The sequence below is a fragment of the Fusobacterium sp. genome (assembly GCF_032477075.1).
Lineage (GTDB): Bacteria > Fusobacteriota > Fusobacteriia > Fusobacteriales > Fusobacteriaceae > Fusobacterium_A.
Map to the genome: position 1 here is coordinate 1 of NZ_JAWDXO010000017.1, position 16,560 is coordinate 16,560.

Sequence of the window (16,560 nt, forward strand, 5' to 3'; positions counted from 1 at the left end):
TGTATATGGGAGCATATGCTAAGAAGTATGTTGGTAATCTGAAAGTAACAGCAGGAGTGGGATTCCAGTATGGAGATTATGATATAGACAGAATAGCAGTAAACAGGGTAGCTTCAAGCATAGGAGAATCTGTGATGAAATATTCAGATAACTATAATGATATGACATATGATATCTATCTAAATGGAAGATATTCCAACCCAATAGGAGATAATCTATTCCTAGAACCATATGGAACACTGTCATATACTTATATAGACCAAGATGGAGCAGATGAGGGAAACAAAACTCTGGCTATAGAAACAGATTCAAAATCATTTGATTATACAACAGCAAAAGTGGGAATAGACCTTAAAAAAGTAATACCACATGAAAAAGGAAAGAGTACACTGTCAGCAGGGGTAAGTTATACAAGAATACTAAGTGGAGCAGATGAGGAATATATCACAGGAAGATTTAAAGGTGGAAGTGACTTTGATATCTTAGTTGCTCACAAGAATGAACACAGCATAGGATTAAATGCAAAATATGCTCTTGAACTTGAAAGTGGAATGCTCTTTGATCTAAAGGGAACTTATGCAGTGGAAAGAGATTCACATAATGGAACAGGTAAAAACAAAACAAAAGGTGAATGGATAGTAGGAGCAGGGCTGGGATATAAGTTCTAAAATAAATAAAAATAATAAAACAGCAAACTCTCTTTATAAAAGGCAGATAAATTACTTTTTATAAAGAGAGTATTTTTTTATTAATAATAAAAATGTATTTTTGTAATAAGAGGTTCTTTATAGTATAATTTAATATGAAAATCTATAAATAAACTGGAGGCATAAAATTGAAAAAAATAATTTTGGGACTATTCATAGTTACAGGTCTTTTATTTGGAAAAGAATCAGACAGTGATATAAAAAGACTTACTGATCAAATGATGCTTGGAACTATCTGGATGCAGCAGTCAGGAGAATATAGAGCATTGGTATATCAGGCTTTTAATACAGCAAAGTTATCTTTTGACAATATGGAAGTAAAAGATGGAAAGATAAAAGCAGTGATAGCTGATTTAGATGAAACATTGGTGGATAATGGAAAAATGGCAGGGTGGCAGATAAAAAACGGAGTTACATATAATTCAGAGGCATGGCATAAATGGGCTCAGGCAAAGGAGGCAGAAGCAGTACCTGGAGCAGTTGAATTTTCAAAGTATATAAATGATAATGGGGGAAAGATGTTCTATATATCTAACCGCTCACACAAAGAATTTGATGCAATAAAAGAAAATTTAATAACTCTGGGGTTTCCTGAAGTTACAGAAGAAACACTTTTACTGGTAAAAGATAATTCTGATAAAAAAGGAAGAAGAGAACAGATAGAGAAAAATGGATATGAAATAGTAATGCTTCTTGGGGATAATTTAAATGATTTTGATTCTGAAGTCAGAAGAAAAGATAATACTGAAAGAAAAGAATATGTAGATAAAAATAGAGATAAATATGGAGTTGAGTATATAGTTTTTCCTAATCCTATGTATGGTGATTGGGAGGGGGGACTGTATAAAGATTATTGGAAAAAAAATCCAGAAGAGAAACTTCAATTGAGATATAAAAGTTTGAAAATATGGAATGGAGAATAATATGATACAAATAACAGGACAAGCAAAACTTATATTTGATTCACTGTATGATGGAATACTTATAGTAGATAAAGATGGAATAGTGAGATATATAAATCCTGCTTATACAAGAATTACGAAAGTGGAAGAAAAAGATATAATAGGAAAATATCTTTCTGAAGTACGTCCTGGAAGCAGGCTTACTAGTGTGGTGAAAAATGAAAAAATGGAATTGGGAGCTCATAGAAAGATGGGAGAGGTAGAGTATCTTGTAAATATGGTGCCCATTTATGAAAATGGAAAAGTCATAGGGGGAATATCTCTTCTTAATGAGTTGGTAGATATTTATAAACTTACAGAAAAACTTAATCTTTCTAAAATAATAATTCAAAATTTAAAAGAACATGTAAAAACATTAGGAAATGGAAAATATAGTTTTGATGATATTATAGCTGCAGATGAAAAAAGCATAGAGATAAAGGATTTTGCTAAGAGAATAGCTCTAGCTGACTCCAATGTGCTGATAACAGGAGAAAGCGGAACTGGAAAAGAACTTTATGCAAGTGCTATTCATAATTTCAGCCCAAGAAAGGATTTTCCATTTATTCCTGTAAATTGTGCCTCTTTTGAAAAAAATCTCATAGAAAGTGAGCTTTTTGGCTATGAAGAAGGGTCTTTTACTGGAGCAAAGAAAAATGGAAAAACTGGACTGTTTCAACTTGCACAGGGAGGAACTCTGTTTTTAGATGAAATAGGTGAACTTGAATATGGACTGCAGGGAAAACTTCTTAGAGTACTTCAGGAAAAAAGTATAAGAAAAATAGGTGGGTCAAAGGAAATACCAATAGATGTAAGACTGATTTGTGCTACTAATAAAAATCTGGAACAAATGATAGAAGAGAACACTTTCAGAAGAGACCTTTATTACAGAATAGCAATAATGCCTGTATCCATACTTCCATTGAGAGAAAAGAGAAATGATATAAAATCAATAGCTAAAAAATTTCTTTCAGATCTCTCTATGAAATACAAAAAAGAGGTAAAATTAAATGAGAGTGCATTAAAAGTTTTGAAAGAATATGACTGGCCAGGAAATATCAGAGAATTAAAAAATATCATTGAATTTACATTTAATATGGTTGAAGGAAATGAAATAAGAGCTGAACATCTTCCAATAACTATAAAAAATAATTTAAAAGAAAGTGAAGTTATTTTTCCCCTTAACGAGATAGTTAGAGAAGCTGAACAAAATTATCTAAAAAAGGCAATAGAAATATATGGAGATGATGTAGAAGGAAAGAAAAAAGCAGCTAAAGCATTGAAGATTTCTCTTGCTACCTTATACAATAAACTTGAAAAATAGAATATTTTCTAAAAAATTAGAAATTAAATCATATATTTTTCTAAAAAATTAGAAATTAATATTAAAGAATATTATGCATATAAAATTATTAATCTGAGTGAATAAAATTATTCACTCAGATTTTTATTTCTAAAAAATTAGAATTTTTTTCTTGGAAAATTTATTATAAATCTCCTAATCAGTTAAAAATGGAGAGAATAAAAAAATATTTATTATGGCATAAAAATTGCTTTATACTTCGGCAAAAGAAAATATAGAATTAATAAAACAAGGGAGGAAAATATGGTAGCGGCTTTAGGATTTATAACAATTATTGTTTTGTTGGCAGTAATAATGACAAAAAAAATGTCTCCATTAGTAGCACTTATATCAGTGCCAGTAATTACAGCACTTATAGGAGGGCATGGGTTAGACATTGGGAAATACATCAATGAAGGGGTAAAATCAATAGCTCCAACTGGAACTATGTTTATATTTGCAATTTTATTTTTTGGTATTCTTACAGATGCAGGAACTTTTCAGCCAATTATTGATAAAATTTTAAAAATTGTTGGTAAGGACCCGATAAAAATAGCAATAGGAACAGCAATATTAGCTATGATAGTTCATTTAGATGGGTCAGGAGCAGTAACATTTCTGGTAACAGTTCCAGCAATGCTTCCATTATATGAAGCATTGGGAATGAGAAAAACTACTTTAGCCACAATAGTGGCTTTAGGTGCAGGGGTAATGAATATTCTTCCATGGGGAGGACCTACTATCAGAGCAGCAACTTCTTTAAAAATACCTGTAACAGAACTTTTTAATCCTTTACTTATACCTGTTCTGGCAGGAATATTATTCGTTCTTTTTGTAGCTTTTAAACTTGGAAGAGATGAGAGAATAAGATTAGGAAATATAGAGAATGTAGAAATTGATACAAGTAATCTTGGAGAAAAGAAAGAAAGCAAAAACTTTATTGTAAATATTTTAACAATAATAGTGGCAATAGTAGTTCTTGTTTCTGGAAAATTATCACCAACAGTTGTATTTATGATTGCCTTCTGTATTTCAATAGTGATAAACTTCCCATCTGTAAAAGAGCAGAAAGAAAGAGTAGATGCCCATGCAAAAGCAGCTCTTATGATGGCAAGTATACTGTTTGCAGCAGGAGCATTCATTGGAATTATGCAGAAATCTGGAATGATAACAGAGATGTCTACTGTTATAGTAAAAACAATTCCACAATCATTAGGAAGCTATATGGCAGTCATTACAGGAGTAATCAGTATGCCTGCAAGTTTATTATTTGACCCAGATTCATTCTATTTTGGAGTAATGCCAGTTCTTGCAACTACAGCACAGGAATTTGGAAGTTCAGCAATAGCAGTTGGAAGAGCAGCTATATTAGGGCAAATGACAACTGGATTCCCAGTAAGTCCACTTACAGCTTCAACTTTCCTTTTAGTAGGATTGACAGGAGTAGAGCTTGGAGAACATCAAAAGAAAACAATTCCATATGCGTTTTTAACTACAATAGTAATGCTTGTAGTAGCAGTAATAACAGGTGCTTTATATAGATAATTAACTTCAGGAGGTTAAAATGAAAAAAATAAGAATTGGTTCAGGAGCAGGATATGCTGGAGACAGAATAGAACCAGCTGTAGATTTAATGCTCAATGGAAATATAGACTATATAGTTTTTGAATGTCTTGCAGAAAGAACAATAGCAATAGCTCAACAGGAAAAATTGAAAGATTCAAATAAGGGGTACAATGGTCTCCTTGAATATAGATTTGAAAAAATACTTCCTATATGTTCAGAGAAAAAAATAAAAGTAATAACTAATATGGGAGCAGCAAATCCTTTAAGTGCTATTAAAAAAATAAAATCAATGGCAGAATCTATGGGAATAAAAAATCTTAAATTAGCAGCTGTGCTTGGTGATGATATATCTGAACATCTTGGAAAATATCTTGATCGTGAAATACTGGAATTAGGAATGCCTTTAAAAAATCTGGAAGATAAGTTACTCTCTGCTAATGTGTATTTAGGTGCTGATGGAATAGTAGAAGCATTAAAAAATGGTGCAGATATAGTAGTGACTGGTCGTTGTGCTGACCCAGCAATATTTATGGCTCCATTAATTTATGAATTTGGTTGGGATATAAATGACTATAATTTAATTGGAAAAGGTATTATGATAGGGCATTTACTTGAGTGTGGAGCTCAGGTGTCAGGAGGTTATTTTGCTGTACCTGGATATAATGAAGTAAAAGATTTGTGGAATGTAGGTTTTCCAATAGCTGAAGTAAGTGAAAATGGAGAAGTAGTAATCACAAAAACTGAAACTACTGGGGGGCTTGTAACTACACATACTTGTAAGGAACAGCTTATATATGAAATACATGACCCAGCAAATTATTTAACACCTGATGGAGCAGCAGACTTTACAACTATTTCACTAAAAGAAATTGGAGAAAATAAAGTATTGTTAACTGGAGCAACAGGAAAAGAAAAACCAAAAACTTTAAAGGTAAGTATTGGATACAGAGACTGCTTTATAGGAGATGCTGAAATCAGCTATGGAGGTTCTACAGCATATGCAAAAGCAGCTCTTGCAGGGGAAGTTGTAAAGAAGAGATTGGAATATACAGGGGTAAAATTTGAAGAATTGAAAATAGATCTTTTAGGAGTAAATTCTCTTTATGGAGATACTATTGGGAGAAAGCTATGTGACCCATCTGCTTTGGGAGAAGTGAGGTTAAGAGTTGCAGGAAGAACAGTCAATAAAGGAGAAGCAACTAAAATAGTGAATGAGGTAGAAACTCTTTATACGAATGGACCATCTGGAGGAGGAGGAGTAACTAAGAGCGTAAGTGAAGTAGTTTCAATATGTTCTATATTTGTTCCTAGAGAAGATATTAAAGTTGAAGTTAAGTATGAGGAGGTTTAAAATGAAATTATTAGATATAGCTCATTCAAGAACAGGGGATAAGGGAAATATTTCAAATATATCTCTTATAGTTTATGATGAAAAGGATTATAAATTGATTTGTGAGAAAGTAACAGCTGAAAAAGTGAAAGAATATTTTAAAGATATAGTACATGGAGAAGTAGTTAGATATGAAATACCGAATCTAGGGGCTTTAAACTTTGTCATGGATGAAGCTTTAGGTGGGGGAGTAACAAGATCGTTAGCTTTAGATAAACATGGTAAAAGCCTATCTTCAGCATTGCTAGAGATGGAGATTTAAAAAAGCTATATAGAAACAATTTCGGGGGGAAAAAAGTGCAGATATGATTTCTGCACTTTTTTATTTTATTTTTCTTTCTCTGGTAGAAGCAATTCCCAGCTCTTCTCTATATTTAGCTATAGTTCTTCTGGCAATATTGCAACCTTTATTTTTGAAATATAAAGATATTTTTTCATCTGATAAGGGAGAGGATTTATTTTCAGATTTGATAAGTCTTTCTATGACTTTCTTTATTTCAAGACATTCTGAATTTAATATAAATAGAGATTTTATAGCAATCATACCTTGAGGTGTTTCTATAAACTTATCTCTAACAGTTCTGGAGATAGTAGATTCATGAAGATTCAATTCTCTGGCTATATCCTTCAAAGTTAAAGTGTGTAAAAAATCTTTTCCTTTAAAAAAGAAAGTTTTTTGTTTTATAGCAAGCTGATTTAGAACTCTTTCCAGAGTGATATATCTTTTTTCAATGCTTTTAATTAAATTTAGAGCGGTATACATATTATTTTTGTCAGATAATGAATTTGCAGATACATATGAGTTATTTATTTTTATTTTAGGAATAACTTCTTCATTTAATGTAACAACTAATTCTTCATCAATTATTTCTATTTTTGCTTCTGGAACTACATAATTTGTTTTGTTTCCTACAAAATATCCTCGAGCAGGAATAGGTTCTAAAGTCTTAATTATATAAAGATAATCTTCTATCTGTTCAATAGATATATTTAATTTATCACTTATAATGGAGTAATTTTTGTCTCCAAGTTCTTCCAAATAGTTATCTATAAGAGAAAAAAGCTTTTCATCAATAATATTTTTTCCTATAAGCTGTATTTTAAGATTTTCTTTTAAATTTTCACTGCCAATACCAACTGGCTCTAAAGAATAGATTATATCCATAGCTTCTTTCATTTGATTTGTAGAAGCTTTCAGAGCTTTTTTTACTTCTAATTTAGATATGGAAAGATATCCCCTGTCATCTAAATTGTTTATTACATATTCACATATAGATTTTATTTTTGATGAAATTTTTAAATATCCAAGCTGTTCTTCTAAGAAATCAATCAGAGTTTTTTCTTCTATAATAAAATCAAAAGGAGAAGGAGTTTCTTCATCAGAATTATATTTAGATGAGGGAGTAGAATATGTAACTTCCAACATTGGATTTTTTAATGCTTCTTTTTCAATAAAATCTTTTAAATTAGATGAAGACATTTGAAGTATGTTCATAGAAATCTTCATTTCCTGTGTCAAAGAAAGCTTCATTTCTTGTTTTAATTTTAATGTAAAATCCAAATTAAATCACCTCGTTTTTTTAGCCTTATATATATGATATCATATATTTGGAAAAATAAAAAATATATTTATTTCTAAACAAAAAGGACAGATTTGATATTCTAAATCTGTCCTTGCTTTATATTTTAAATATACTTTTATTTATTCTCTTCTTTTAAATCTTTTTCTTCTGGGTTTTCTTCTTCTATAACTTCTATTATCTCTTCCATCTCAACATTATCATCGAAAGAATTTTCAGTTCCAAAGAATCTTTTTGTAACATGGGACATAATATTAATGAGAACATAAGCATAAGTCACTATAAATAAACTTATAGGAAGTGTGATTACTACTAGAATAATAAAGACACCAGCAAATTTCTTTGGAATAAAAGGAAATGCTTTGTCTGGAGTTTTAAATTTCATAGTACTTACCATAAGTACAGCAGCAATTACTGTAATAGCCATAAGGGCATCTATATTAAATAAGTTGATTCCTAAATGTTTATTTATCATGTAACAGAAAAGGTAATAAGAACAAACCATAGAAGCAGCACTAGGAATAGGCATACCACTAAAATCACCTTTTTCACTTGAAGCAACTGTAATGATATTAAATTTTACAAGCCTCATGACTCCGCAAAGAGCATACAGGAATGAAACAGGAACAATAAATGGACTGGCTGCTATTTTTTGTGTTAATATAGAATAAACCAAAAGACTTGGAGCAAGACCAAAAGAAACTGCATCGCAGAAAGAATCAAATTCTTTACCAAATTCACTGAAAGCATCTAATTTTCTTGCAGTTTTTCCATCTAAACCATCACAAACCATAGCTAATATAATAAAAACAATAGCACGTATAAACTCACCTTTTATTGATGCTGTGATACTTAAATAACCTAAGAATAAACCAGCAGCAGTGATTGCATTAGGCGCTATATACTTTCTTTTTACCATTTTAATTTTCATCTCCTTAATGTTGAAAAATATTCATATAATTTTAACATAAAAAAAACAATTTTTCAATCTAATGTTGAATACAAGCATCTGAAGTAGTAAAATATAGAATATTTTATATCAAATAAAATTTTTTTTTAGGTATTCCCTTTCTGAATAAAATCGTATAAAATCATATAGTAGAGAGAAAAGAAAAAAGGAGAAAAATTTGGACAGAAAAAAATTTCAATCAGTATTTTATGATATAGATGAATTTTTAACAGGAGCTATATGTGATGATATAGAACTATGCGAAGAGATAGATTACCCTGTGTATACTAGGTATTTTTATCCTCCTAATTTTTGGAGCAGACTGGATAGTTTAAATATGGAAGTGAAATTTTCTTTTATAGGTATTAATAATAACTGTGAAAAGAGAATGGTAGGAATATATCCCAAGGACTTTGATACAGATATGTTAAATTTTCCAGTGAAATATTTTAAAATAGTCAATGGATCAAAATTTAAAGAACTGGAACACAAACACTACCTTGGAAGTATCATGTCTTTAGGATTAAAAAGAGAGATATTAGGAGATTTGATTGTAAAAGATGGTATATGTTATGGTATAATAAATGAAGAATTATTTACGTTTTTAAAGGAAAACCTTAACTTGATAGGTAAAATTCCTATAGAAGTTGAAGAAATAACTTCAGAGGATATTCCAGAAATAGAATTCAAGGAGTTGGTAGAAAGTGTAGCTTCTTTGAGGCTGGATGTGATAACAGCAGCTTTAGGGAACTTTTCCAGAAACAGTGCAATAGAGGTTTTAGAATCTGGAGATGTAGCTTTGAATTATAATGTTGATAAAGATAAGAGTAAACTGGTAAAAGAAAAAGACATTATTTCCATAAGGAGAAAGGGAAAATTTCTGGTTGACTCTGTTTTAGGTGAGAGTAAAAAAGGTAAAATAAGAGTATTAATAAAAAAATTCAGCTAAGGAGTTGAAAAATGAAAAAGGTAATTACATATTTAGCAGCAGGAATTATTATATTAATAGTTGGGATATATGCTGCCAGAAATATTATAGTAAAAAATATTTTAGAAAAGAAACTTACAGAACTGAACAAAGGTAAAGTGGATATAGGAAAAGTTGAATTTTCTCCATTCAGTAAGAGGATAATTGTAAGGAATATTGAAGCAACAAGTCAGAGAGACAGCATGAAAAACTTTATAACAATAGAAGAGTTTAATGCTGATTATGATATTTATATTTCAGATAAAAAAGTGTTGATAAGTGAAGCTCATATAATAAATGTGGATTTTCTTAAAGACAGAAAGACAGATGGAAATATTGGAATAAAAGAAAAAACCACTTTAGATGCATCTCAAGTGGTTATTCCAGATGATGAAGAAAAAAATAAAGAAATATTAGTGACAGAAATAGAGAATTCTTATCTAAATAGTATGAAATTGAATGACTTGAACCTTGAAAATATTCTTAAAAATGAATATGAAAGAAATAATAAACTTTTAGAAGAAAAAAGAAATTACTGGGAAACAAGAATAAAAGAAATTGAAAAAGGCAGTGAATTTAAAAGTATAAGAGAGGATTTGAAAAAAGTAACAAGTCTGAAAAATCCATTAGATATTTTTAAAATGGACAAAGAGGTAAAGAATATAATAGAATCTGCAAAGATATTAAATGACCAGTTAAAAGATGAAAAAGAACAGATAAGATTAGACTTGCAAGATATGAAAAATTCTCCTGAATTGAAATTTTCCGTTGGAAAAAGTGTAGAATATTTTGTACAAAATGGAGAAATAGCAATAAAAGACTTAGATTCTCTTGTAAATATATATCTTAATGAAGTTTATGAAAAGAAAATATATGAAATAGTGGTAAAATACAGAGAAGTTCTAAAAGAAGTTGAACTTAGAAAAAATGAGGATATAGAACAAAAAAATAAATGGGAAGTATATGTTGAAAAACTTGATCTTACATCAGAAATATATGGTTTTTCCTTAAATGGAGAATTAAATAATATTTCCAGCAGACTTTCAAGAAATAAGGACAATATAACATTCTTTTTAAATGGAGAGAAAAAAGACAGCCAAGGAAAAATGGATGGATATTTTAACATTGATACTTTAGAAGGATATGTAAATGTAGATATTTCAAAAGTCGATCTTGAAGAGCTGAAAGAGTTTAATGAATATGTACTTGGTGGCTCAGCAGGACTTTCACAAAAGACTGTTCTTTCAAAAAATGATATAGTTATAAAAGGTAAACTCAACATACATAATATGAACCTTAACGGACAGAAAATAACAGATTCTTTAAATATAAAAATACCATTGTTAAGAGATATGATAATTCCTCTTCTTAGTGATGTAAAAGATGGAGATATCAGCTATGACTATAATTCAAATACAAGAAGAGTTACTGTAAAAAGTAATCTTTCTGAAAAAATACTGAAAGTATTAAATGATAAAGATGGATACTGGAAAAAGAAAATAATTCAGGATCTGAAACAGAATAGTGAAAAAGAAATTGCTGAGTATGAAAAAATATTAAAAGCAAAAGAAGAAGAAATAAGAAAAAAATCAGAAGATGGATTGGAAATTCAAATAAATGAGCTTAGTAAAATTGAGGAACAAATAAATTTTTTAAAGTCAAAAAATAAAAAAGATATACTCAATGAATTGTTTAAAAGATTTTAAGGAATAAAATTGTTGACTGAATTATAAAAACTTGATATAATTAATCGTCGTGGAAATTGTCTGAAGAATCTCATGGCGTAATATTATCGAACCGTGTCAGGTCTGGAAGGAAGCAGCACTAAGGTATTTATTGCGGGTATGAGTTAAGACTTCTTTCAGTTTTCACGGCACTTAAAAAGCTTACATAGGAAGAAGCAGAGCTTCTTCCTTTTTTTATAAACTATTCAAATGGTAACCATAAATAAAAAATATCGGTTATTATAGAGGCATGATGACTTCTAATTGATAAGAGTAGATGTTTTATGGTATAATTAACTTTTAGAAGGAGTGGAGAAAATAAGATGAGCATATTAGAAAAGTTGAATGACAGACAGAGAAAAGCTGCTGAAAAAATAGAAGGAGCACTGCTTATACTTGCAGGAGCAGGTTCTGGAAAAACAAGAACAATAACTTACCGAATAGCACATATGATTCAGGAACTGGGAATATCCCCATATAAAATATTAGCTGTTACATTTACAAATAAAGCAGCTAAAGAGATGAAAGAAAGAGTTGAAGACCTTATAGGGGAAGATGGAAGAAGAACAATGGTTTCTACTTTTCACTCATTTGGAGTAAGACTCTTAAGAACATATGGAGATAGGCTTGGCTATGGAGCTAATTTTACTATCTATGATACTGATGACCAGAAAAGAGTAGTAAAAGGTATCATGAAAGAACTTGTAGTAAAAGATAAAAATCTTACAGAGGGAATAGTGGTATCTCTTATTTCAAAATTGAAAGAAGATGAGATATCTCCTGATGAATATGAAAAATCAGAAAATAAATATAATATGAATGCTGTAGTAGTGGCAGAAATATATAGAAGATATAATATAACTCTCAAAAATAATAATGGAATGGACTTTTCAGATATATTAATCAACACAGCAAAGCTGTTGGAGATACCTGATATTTTAAATAAAGTTCAGGATAAATTCAGATATATAATGGTTGATGAATATCAGGATACAAATAATATTCAATATAAGATAATTAATAAAATAGCCAGTAAATATGGAAATTTATGCGTAGTTGGGGATGAAAATCAGAGTATTTATGGCTTTAGAGGAGCAAATATCCAAAATATTCTAGATTTTGAAAAAGATTATCCAAATGCAGAAGTGGTAAAGCTTGAAGAAAATTATCGTTCAACTTCAGTGATACTTGATGCTGCCAATGCTGTAATAAGCAATAACTCAAGTGCAAGGGATAAAAAACTCTGGACTAAAAAAAATACTGGAGAGAAAATAACTCTTCTCCAATGTAATGATGGAAGACAGGAAGTAAATGTTATAATTGAAGAGATAATTAAAGGAAAAAATCAAGGTAAAAAATACAGGGATTTTACTATTCTTTATAGAATGAATGCTCAGTCAAGATTATTTGAAGAAGGATTTTTGAGATTTAATATTCCATATAAAATATTTGGTGGAATGCAGTTCTATCAGAGAGCAGAGATTAAGGATATAGTTGCTTATCTTGCTGTTATCAATAATACTAAAGACAGTCTTAATCTAAGCAGAATACTCAATGTACCTAAGAGAAAAATAGGAGATAAAAGTTTAGAAAAAATAAATGAATTTGCTTCTGCAAATGGACTTACTCTTTTTGAGGCATTGGGAAGAGCTAAGGAAATAGATACTCTTACAGCTAATATGAAATTAGTTTTGGAAGAATTTTATAAAATGATGATAGAGTTTGTTGAAATAAGTGAGTCTGAAGCTGTTTCAGAACTTTTTGTTAGAGTGATAAAAAATATAAAATATTTTGATTATTTAGAATCAAGCTATGAAGATAGTGAAAACAGAATAAACAATATAGAGGAATTAAGAAACTCTATTACAGAAATGGAAAAAATAATAGAAACCCTTACATTGAGGGAATATTTAGAAAATATCTCTCTGGTAAGTGCTACAGATAATCTTGAAGAAGAAAAAGATTATGTAAAGCTGATGACTATTCATAATTCAAAAGGACTTGAATTTCCCACAGTATTTCTAGTGGGAACAGAAGATGAAGTTTTTCCTGGTAAAAAAGCAGATTTTGAACCAAGAGAACTTGAAGAGGAAAGAAGACTATGTTATGTAGCAATAACAAGAGCAGAAGATAAATTGTATGTTTCTTATGCTGCAAGTCGATTTATGTATGGAGAGGAAAGTTTTAGGACAAAGTCGAGATTTATAAATGAACTTCCTGAAAATCTTCTTGAAAGTAATATAGAGTCTTATTTTAAAAGAGAAGCAATAAACCCAGTAAAAACTCCTGTAAAACATCAATTCAAAAAAATGATAACTATGGAAGATTTGAATAAGACATATAAAGAATATCCTTATTCTATTGGAGAAAAAGTAATGCATAGGAAATTTGGACTGGGAGTAGTGAAAGGAATAACAGATAAAAAAGTTGAAATAGACTTTGTAGATGGAAAAAGAGAAATTGCAATGGCAGTTGCTGATAAGTTTTTAACAAAAACTAGATAAGGAGGGAAGATGAAAAGGAAAACACTAGATAAAGAAATTATTTATTCTGGTATTGGACTTCATAAAGGGGAAAATATTGACATGAAACTTATTCCTGGAAATGATGGAATAATTTTCAGAAGAGTTGACTTTGAAGAAGGGAAAAACGAAATAAAATTAGACATAGAAAACACTTTTGATCTCACACGTGGAACTAATTTAAAAAATGAATTTGGAGCAAAAGTACATACAATAGAACATTTTTTATCAGCATTATATGCAGCAGAAATAACAGATTTGGTAATAGAACTTGATGGGAATGAACTTCCGATTTGTGATGGAAGTGCAGGGAACTTTATAGAGCTTTTTGAAGCTGCTGGGATAAAAGAACTGGATGAAGAGGTAGAACCTATAGTTATAACTAAACCGATATATCTCACAGTGAATGATAAAAATATAGTTGGTCTTCCATATGATGGATATAAAATAACATATGCTATTAGATTTGAGCATAGTTTTTTGAAATCACAACTGGCAGAATTTGAAATAAATCTTGAAAATTACAAGAAAGAAATAGCTCCAGCCAGAACTTTTGGTTTTGATTATGAGATAGAATATCTTAAGAAAAACAATCTTGCTCTAGGTGGAACTCTTGAGAATGCCATAGTTATAGAAAAAGATGGTGTAATGAATCCAGAAGGACTTAGATATGAAGATGAGTTTGTAAGACATAAGATGCTTGATATTATAGGAGATTTGAAAATATTGAATCGACCTATTAAAGGACATATAATAGCAGTCAAAGCAGGGCACGCTTTAGATATAGAATTTGCAAAATTATTGAAAAATTTATAAATTTACTTAAATCTTAGGAGGAAAAATATGTTAGATACTTTAGAAATCATGAAGAGAATTCCACACAGATACCCATTTCTACTTGTTGATAGAATTCTTGAGGTAAACAAAGAAGAGCAAAAAATAAAAGGATTGAAAAATGTTACTATCAATGAAGAATTTTTTAATGGACATTTTCCTGGACATCCAATTATGCCGGGAGTACTTATAGTAGAAGGAATGGCACAATGTCTAGGTGTACTTGTAATGGATGGAGTAGAAGGAAAAGTTCCATATTTTGTAGGAGTTGAAAGTGCTAAATTTAAAAGCCCAATAAAACCAGGGGATCAAGTTATATATGAGGTAGAAGTAGAAAAAATAAAAAGAAATTTTGTAAAGGCTCATGGAGTAGCAAAAGTAGATGGAGTTTTAGCATGTGAAGCTACATTTACATTCTGTATAACAGACAAATAAGATTAGGGGGAATTCATTTTGATAGATATTCATAGCACTGCTATAATTGAAGAGGGAGCAATTATAGAGGATGGAGTAAAGATAGGACCTTACTGTGTAATAGGTAAAGATGTAAAGATAGGAAAAAATACAGTTATACAATCTCATGTAGTTGTAGAAGGAATTACAGAAATAGGGGAAGACAATACTATTTACTCATTTGTTTCTATTGGAAAAGCTTCTCAAGATTTAAAATATAAAAATGAACCCACAAAAACTATTATAGGAAACAAAAACTCAATAAGAGAATTTGTTACTATTCACAGAGGAACAGACGATAGATGGGAAACAAGAATAGGAAATGGAAATCTTCTCATGGCTTATGTCCATGTAGCTCATGATGTCATCATAGGAGATGGATGTATACTTGCAAATAATGTCACTTTAGCGGGGCATGTAGTTGTTGATAGTTTTGCAATAATAGGAGGGCTCACCCCTATCCATCAATTCTGTAGAATAGGATCTTATTCTATGATAGGAGGGGCAAGTGCTGTAAATCAAGATATTTGTCCTTTCATACTTGCTGAAGGGAATAAAGCTGAAGTAAGAGGATTAAATAGTATTGGACTCAGAAGAAGAGGTTTTTCTGATGAAACATTGTCAAATTTAAAGAAGGCATATAGAATCATATTTAGAAATGGTCTTCCTTTGAAAGAAGCTATAAAACAGGTAGAGGAAGAATATGGTGAAGATGATAATATAAAATATTTATTAGACTTTATAAATAGCAGTAATAGGGGGATAACTAGATAATGGATAAATTAGGGATAATAGTTGGGAATGGAAAGCTGCCCCTTTATTTCCTACAGGAAGCTGAAAAGCAGAAGATTAATGTTTTTCCCATAGGTCTTTTTGAAACTATTGAACCTGAAATCAAAAGTTACAATAATTTTAAAGCGTTTAATATAGGTGAAGTAGGAGCTATAGTGAAACATTTTCTCTTAAATGATATAAGAGAAATCATTATGCTTGGTAAAGTTGAAAAAGAAATTATTTTTAAAGAAATGAAATTAGATAAATATGGAGAGGAACTTCTTAAAAGATTGCCAGATAAAAAAGATGAAACTCTCCTTTTTGCAATTATTGCTTTTTTTAGATTAAATGGAATAAAAGTTTTGCCACAAAACTATCTTTTGAAAAACTTTATGTTCAGAGAAGAATGTTATACACAAATAAAACCTTCTGAAGAAGATATGAAAACTATAAAAATAGGAATAGAAGCAGCTAAAGCACTGAGTGAAGTAGATGCTGGGCAGACAGTTATATGTAAGGATTCTTCTGTTATAGCTTTAGAAGGGATAGAAGGAACTGATAAAACTATAAAGAGAGCTGGGGAACTGGCTGGAGCAGGAACAATAATTGTAAAGATGTCAAGACCACAGCAGGATATGAGAGTAGATATACCAGCTGTTGGAATAGAGACTATAAAGAGAGCAGTAGAGATAGGAGCAAAGGGAATTGTTGGAGAAGCAGGAAAGATGCTTTTTCTCAACAGAGATGAAGCTGTAAAACTTGCTGAAGAGCACTCTCTTTTTATTGTAGGAATAAAGGTATAAAAGGAGAA

Annotated in this window: 15 protein-coding genes and 1 other RNA gene; 14 read left to right on the forward strand and 2 right to left on the reverse strand. The window is 30.2% G+C overall.

Translation table 11 applies throughout. The annotated features are described in order from the left end of the window. The 6 genes from E6771_RS08495 to E6771_RS08520 all read left to right on the forward strand — a co-directional run. Positions 1-668 (forward strand): autotransporter outer membrane beta-barrel domain-containing protein (locus E6771_RS08495; protein ID WP_316090845.1); only part of this gene is annotated, 668 nt, incomplete at its 5' end. Positions 669-835: 167 nt separating this feature from the next. Continuing rightward, positions 836-1,630 carry a 5'-nucleotidase, lipoprotein e(P4) family gene (locus E6771_RS08500; protein ID WP_316090846.1) on the forward strand — a complete coding sequence of 265 codons (795 nt, stop codon included), beginning with the start codon at positions 836-838 and terminating at the stop codon, positions 1,628-1,630. A 1-nt stretch (position 1,631) separates the two neighbouring features. Next, on the forward strand, positions 1,632-2,972 hold the full coding sequence (locus E6771_RS08505; protein ID WP_316090847.1) for a sigma-54 interaction domain-containing protein: 1,341 nt from the start codon (positions 1,632-1,634) through the stop codon (positions 2,970-2,972). Positions 2,973-3,254: 282 nt separating this feature from the next. Further along, positions 3,255-4,535 carry a citrate:proton symporter gene (locus E6771_RS08510; protein WP_316090848.1) on the forward strand — a complete coding sequence of 427 codons (1,281 nt, stop codon included), beginning with the start codon at positions 3,255-3,257 and terminating at the stop codon, positions 4,533-4,535. A 19-nt stretch (positions 4,536-4,554) separates the two neighbouring features. Beyond that, positions 4,555-5,907 (forward strand): acyclic terpene utilization AtuA family protein, encoded by a 1,353-nt coding sequence (locus tag E6771_RS08515; RefSeq protein ID WP_316090849.1) that lies wholly within the window; start codon positions 4,555-4,557, stop codon positions 5,905-5,907. 1 nt (position 5,908) lies between these two features. Continuing rightward, positions 5,909-6,208, forward strand: coding sequence for a hypothetical protein (locus tag E6771_RS08520; protein ID WP_005947410.1), 300 nt, complete (start codon positions 5,909-5,911; stop codon positions 6,206-6,208). A gap of 60 nt (positions 6,209-6,268) precedes the next feature. Here E6771_RS08520 and rpoN read toward each other — a convergent pair whose 3' ends face one another. Next, on the reverse strand, positions 6,269-7,507 hold the full coding sequence (rpoN, locus tag E6771_RS08525; RefSeq protein ID WP_316090850.1) for an RNA polymerase factor sigma-54: 1,239 nt from the start codon (positions 7,505-7,507) through the stop codon (positions 6,269-6,271). Between the two features lie 137 nt (positions 7,508-7,644). Then, the gene (gene pssA, locus E6771_RS08530) at positions 7,645-8,445 is read right to left on the reverse strand and encodes a CDP-diacylglycerol--serine O-phosphatidyltransferase (protein WP_316090851.1); all 801 of its coding nucleotides are present in this window, start codon (positions 8,443-8,445) and stop codon (positions 7,645-7,647) included. Positions 8,446-8,653: 208 nt separating this feature from the next. Between pssA and E6771_RS08535 the strand changes: the two genes are divergently transcribed. The 8 genes from E6771_RS08535 to E6771_RS08570 all read left to right on the forward strand — a co-directional run bounded on the left by E6771_RS08535 (position 8,654) and on the right by E6771_RS08570 (position 16,552). Continuing rightward, positions 8,654-9,424, forward strand: coding sequence for an RNA-binding protein (locus tag E6771_RS08535; RefSeq protein ID WP_316090852.1), 771 nt, complete (start codon positions 8,654-8,656; stop codon positions 9,422-9,424). An 11-nt stretch (positions 9,425-9,435) separates the two neighbouring features. Then, complete coding sequence (locus E6771_RS08540; RefSeq protein WP_316090853.1) at positions 9,436-11,148, forward strand: hypothetical protein; 1,713 nt, start codon at positions 9,436-9,438, stop codon at positions 11,146-11,148. Positions 11,149-11,207: 59 nt separating this feature from the next. Next, an RNA gene (gene ffs / locus E6771_RS08545) (signal recognition particle sRNA small type) lies at positions 11,208-11,307 on the forward strand. A 182-nt stretch (positions 11,308-11,489) separates the two neighbouring features. Next, entirely contained in the window at positions 11,490-13,670 is a 2,181-nt protein-coding gene (locus E6771_RS08550; protein ID WP_316090854.1) for an ATP-dependent helicase, read from the forward strand. Positions 13,671-13,679: 9 nt separating this feature from the next. Then, positions 13,680-14,504: a UDP-3-O-acyl-N-acetylglucosamine deacetylase gene (lpxC, locus tag E6771_RS08555; RefSeq protein WP_316090855.1), complete on the forward strand. Its 825-nt coding sequence runs from the start codon at positions 13,680-13,682 to the stop codon at positions 14,502-14,504. 27 nt (positions 14,505-14,531) lie between these two features. Continuing rightward, on the forward strand, positions 14,532-14,957 hold the full coding sequence (gene fabZ / locus E6771_RS08560; protein WP_005981279.1) for a 3-hydroxyacyl-ACP dehydratase FabZ: 426 nt from the start codon (positions 14,532-14,534) through the stop codon (positions 14,955-14,957). A gap of 18 nt (positions 14,958-14,975) precedes the next feature. After that, positions 14,976-15,749, forward strand: coding sequence for an acyl-ACP--UDP-N-acetylglucosamine O-acyltransferase (gene lpxA / locus E6771_RS08565; RefSeq protein ID WP_316090856.1), 774 nt, complete (start codon positions 14,976-14,978; stop codon positions 15,747-15,749). Further along, complete coding sequence (locus tag E6771_RS08570; RefSeq protein ID WP_316090857.1) at positions 15,749-16,552, forward strand: LpxI family protein; 804 nt, start codon at positions 15,749-15,751, stop codon at positions 16,550-16,552. Before lpxA ends, E6771_RS08570 begins: the two co-directional genes overlap by 1 nt. The last annotated feature ends 8 nt before the right edge of the window (positions 16,553-16,560 follow it).